Annotated in this window: 5 protein-coding genes; all 5 read left to right on the top strand. The window is 23.9% G+C overall.

All coding sequences use genetic code 11. The features are described from left to right. Positions 1-405 precede the first annotated feature (405 nt). Positions 406-588: a hypothetical protein gene (locus ACMUOV_RS04985; RefSeq protein ID WP_413854007.1), complete on the top strand. Its 183-nt coding sequence runs from the start codon at positions 406-408 to the stop codon at positions 586-588. A gap of 657 nt (positions 589-1,245) precedes the next feature. Then, positions 1,246-1,479 (top strand): hypothetical protein, encoded by a 234-nt coding sequence (locus tag ACMUOV_RS04980; RefSeq protein ID WP_413854006.1) that lies wholly within the window; start codon positions 1,246-1,248, stop codon positions 1,477-1,479. An 80-nt stretch (positions 1,480-1,559) separates the two neighbouring features. Beyond that, positions 1,560-3,419, top strand: coding sequence for a hypothetical protein (locus tag ACMUOV_RS04975; RefSeq protein WP_413854005.1), 1,860 nt, complete (start codon positions 1,560-1,562; stop codon positions 3,417-3,419). After that, positions 3,412-4,059, top strand: a complete 648-nt coding sequence (locus ACMUOV_RS04970) for a hypothetical protein (RefSeq protein ID WP_413854004.1) — start codon at positions 3,412-3,414, stop codon at positions 4,057-4,059. The genes ACMUOV_RS04975 and ACMUOV_RS04970 overlap by 8 nt, the downstream gene beginning before the upstream one ends. A gap of 17 nt (positions 4,060-4,076) precedes the next feature. Further along, positions 4,077-4,691, top strand: a 615-nt coding sequence (locus tag ACMUOV_RS04965) for a protein kinase family protein (RefSeq protein ID WP_413854003.1), incomplete at its 3' end; no start/stop codon positions are given.

The raw sequence follows: 4,691 nt of genomic DNA, 5'->3' as shown, positions 1-4,691 counted from the left end.
TATTTTTTTTTGGCAAAAAAACAATCATACAATTCCTATTTTATAGCGACCGTATATTTTGGGCTACACTTTTGTGTTTTAAAATCTTATGTACCGCTTCGCTTATGTACACCGCAACTTTAAAACACTTAAGTTCGCCTCAAACTATCCGGTCTTCAACGACAACGACTAAAAAATATTTTGTCATTTCGGACATTGCGAAGCAATGGAGAAATCTGTCGTTGCCATTAATTATAAATTCCACAGTATAAATTATAAATTGCTGTATTGTTTATCATTTCCGAAATTTGTAATTGTGATCATGTCCAATATGCATAGTTTAAGAATTTAAATATTTTAAAAAGTGGCGACAGTGTCGCGACTTTTTATGGAACTAAAAAAAGAGTAAAGATATAACAAAAATTGATGAATCAAATAACATTAATTTTATGTGCGGAAAAATCACAAGAAACTATTGAACTGTTAGAAATAGATAAAGATAATATTCATGTTGCCCAATATCTAACCAAAATGCCACCCAAAGAATTGTTAAAAGAAAAACTTGCAATTGCTATTTCAAATGCAAAAAAGCAATTAGGATATACATAGTTTACTAAAATATTGTCTGTATGAATATTATAATAGCTAATAGATTGTTTTAAATTGAATATTTAACTTTTAAAATCAATTTATAGTTTGTCGTTAAGTAGTTTATCGTTTAATCTTTCTTCAAAACCAACTTTAAAATTCTAAGCACTCTTTGTTGTTTGCTTATTAAAATTAAAAACACTGATAGAATTTTATCAGTGTTTTTTTGTCGTTACTTAAGAATCATAATGATAATTTGAATTATCGATACAATAATTTGAAGTATCGATATAATAATATTCATTATTATTTACCTCCTATTAAAATTTTAAAAATGAAAAAAAATTTAAAAATTCAATTGAATTTTTAATGAGTTTTAAATTTAAATTTTGATTTGAATTAAAATGATGTTAAGAATTGAATAACAACCGTATCTTTAATAATAAGAAAATTATAACCTCATAAAACATACAAATATGATTATTTTGTCAAACTGCATTTCTTTTTTTTTAAAAACTTATTGAAAAAACAGTATGTTTTTGTTAAAAATGTCATATTTTGCCAATATATCTTTATTAATAAATAAGCAAGGTATTTTTAAATAAAAAAATAAGAAGTGTCATAATTTGCCAATAAAAAGTAATTAGTGCAGGGAAAAATAAAAAAAGGAGAATTAAAATGAGTTATCAAAGAAGTCATTACAACGAAAAGGAAAGACATACAAAAAGAGGAATTTATTGTATCTTCAAAAACAAACAATGTATTCATTATGAAACACAGAAAAAAGCAGAACATGCTTTAGAGTTTGTAAATGAATATGATAATCCTAATTATGTTCCACAAAGGGCTTATCATTGTGATTGTGGCTTTTGGCATTTAACAAGCAAACCGTCAAGAAATTATGTTGCATAAACTTACATTTTTGCTTAATTGCCAAATATCAATTTTTAGTTTATAATATTGTCAATATTATAAAAAAACGGAGAATTTTTATGGAAGAAGAAAATTATACATTAGATAAATTTCCTAAAATAGAAAATCTAAATAATTTACAAGAAGAAGATAAGAATATAATTTGGAAATGTATTAAAAATATGGTTTATACTCATAATTTTTTTAGAGGAAATGATAGAAAAATAGCTGCGAGAAAGAGGTATATAGAAAATAATGTTTATAGAAAATTAAATTTAGAAAGTAAAAGTAAAAAAAAGCAAAAGAAGCAAGAGAAAAAAGAAGGATATATTTTAAGAGAAAAAGATGAGCTTATAGAAAAGTTATATGTACTAATTTTAGATGAAAAAAATACATTAGGTAATATTATTAGTTTTATAAATACTTATGGTCAAGTAAAAGACAACGAAGAAGAATTTATTAAATATTGTAAAGATATTAGTCGTAAATTAGATATTTCAAGAGATTATGATACTAAAGCACCAAATTTATCTGAAAAAGGCAACAATGAAGAAGGTGAGGATAATAAAAGTAATCCTATAGAAGACCAAATCAAACAAAAAGATTGGCAATACAAAGATGAAAGCGAGTTGGAAAAACAACAAAACAAAGAAGAAGAATTAAATAAAATGGCGATACAAAATGAACAAGACAATGAATTGCAAAGAATAATAAAAAAATATTTATATTACATATTTGAAGAAATAAAAAATAAATATTCTAAATATATAAATCTTTTTATAATTTCATATCACATAAATAAGGATATTTTAGATAGAAATATCAATATAAATTCCGAGCCGACAAACATGAATAGATTGTTTTATAAAGAGGATAAACTTTATAAATATCTTGAACTTAATAGAACAGATCTTAATAATAAAAAAGATGAAATAGAATATAAAATAAATAATTATGACTTATCTTCTAAAAAAAATATCAAAGAAATTTTAGACCGTTTATGTTTGAGACCTGAAAAAGGAAAACAGATAAAAGATAGAACAAATCTTGTTGATAACAAAACTGTTGAACAAATTTATAGAAAAACTGAAGAAGAAAAGAAAAAAATATTAAAAGAAAATTTAAGAAAGTTTTTGTTTAGTGAAATATTTAAAACATCAAGAGACAAAAGTAAAGAAGAAATACTTAACGAAATAATAGATCCTTTGTCTTTTTGGAGAAATTTTTATAGTGAATTTCGGTATAAAATAGAAAATACGACATATTATTCTTTATTAGAATATGTTGATTCCAGAGCAGATAGAAGAAAGAAAAAAATATATGAAATATTAGATGATATTTTCAATACTTTAGAAGATAATAATTATAAGTTTGATTCTGAAGAAGACAGAGAAATTATTATAGAACTTGATAATACAATAAAACAGAGAATAATAGAACTTATAAAATTATCAATGCCGGATAAAAACATAAGAAATAATGAAGAAAAAGGGAAAAATAGACAACAAGATTTAGTAAAAAAATTAAAAGAGCATAAAATAAAAAAATGTGATGGATATAAAGAAGATATAGGTCATTACATAACAGATAATAATATTTTAACAGAAGAAGCAAAAGAAGAGTTACAAAAACATCTTATTCATTGTGATGAATGTCTTAAATATTTAAACGATTTGCAATCTGGTAACAAATACATAAACGGAGAACTTGAGAAAGGAAAAATTTTTGTTGTTAAACCTATAAAAACATTAACACTTAATGAAGAATTGATAAATTATTGTGAACAAGAATTTCTCAACGAACCCAACAGTTATACTCAAGAAAATTTAATATTAGCTTATATTAAAACCGGGAAGATAGAAAAAGCAAAAGAATTTTACAATAAATCTATAGAAGAAATATATAAAATTATTAATAATAAAGAGGTAAAAAATGGGTAGTGTATCTTATGAAATTGTTGTTCGTTGTATATGTGGTAAAGTAGAAGTTTATAAGTTAAATTGCTATAAAAATTCATTGATTATAGTTGGTAAAAATGAAAAAACATCATCTTATCAACAGATAGGTTTATGTAGTGATGATGGTATTGACGGTGAATCTTTTTTATCAAGAACAACATTGTATTTTGCTTACGATTATGATAAAAAAGATTGGATAGTAGGCAATGGCTTCCCTGACAGAAAATATTGGAAATATATTCCGCAAATAGAAGAAATTTCAGAAGAAACAAAAAATAGAAAAATGCCAAAAAAATTTATTTCTTATACTAATAACAATTTTAGGGAACAAATTATTAATACTATGTTGGAAAATAAAAAATACGAATGTGAACAACTATATAAAGATAAATTTTATGGACTTGATAAAAATACTACACAGAAATTAAGTGACATTAGCGGAATAGGAATTTTTCATATTAACAATAAAAGTGATGAATTTAAATTGTATTATAAAAAGCAAGAAATATTAGGTTTAAAACATCCTGTTTTACCAGATTTACCGTTTGGTTGGTATATAGAAATAAAAAATAATGTTACATACACGAAAGCAATGTTAAGCAGAATTGGAACAAAATTATAATTGTAAAAAGGTAAAAAATGTCTTTAAAATTTGATGAAAACAGAGAAAAGAAATTTAATCAAGAAAATAGAGCTCTTATATTAGAACCGGTATTTCAAAAAGGAATATCAATACATGATATTTACGAAGTGTATGATGAAAACAAAACAGGTGGTATGGGTTTTATTGGCTTATGCAGAAATAAGATAGATAAAAATTTTTATGTATTAAAAACATATCAATGTGATAATAACAGTAATAGTTTCAAAGAAGAAATTAAATTTACATTAAAACTCGAAAAGCATCCACATATAGTATATAGCCAAACGGCATTAAAAGAAAAAGATAGAGTATATTTAGTAATGGAATTAGTAGGAAAACAACCAAAAAATAAAAAAGCAGAATGGAAAGCAGCAACACTAACCCAGGAATTACAAAAGGGAATAAAGATAAAAGAAAGTTATAAATGGGCAATAGAATTTTGTAGGGGAATGCAATATTTAAATAGTATAGGAATGAAAGCTCATCAAGATATAAAACCGGATAATATATTAATAACAGCAAAAAGACATATAAAAATATCTGATTTTGGATTTGTGACATTAAAAGAAGAGGAAGGTAAAACAAAAGGTTGGAGTGATTATTATTATTCG

This window comes from Candidatus Ruminimicrobium bovinum (assembly GCF_902760015.1).
GTDB classification, from domain to species: Bacteria; Elusimicrobiota; Endomicrobiia; order Endomicrobiales; family Endomicrobiaceae; genus Ruminimicrobium; species Ruminimicrobium bovinum.
This window is presented reverse-complemented; position numbering and strand designations above follow the sequence as displayed.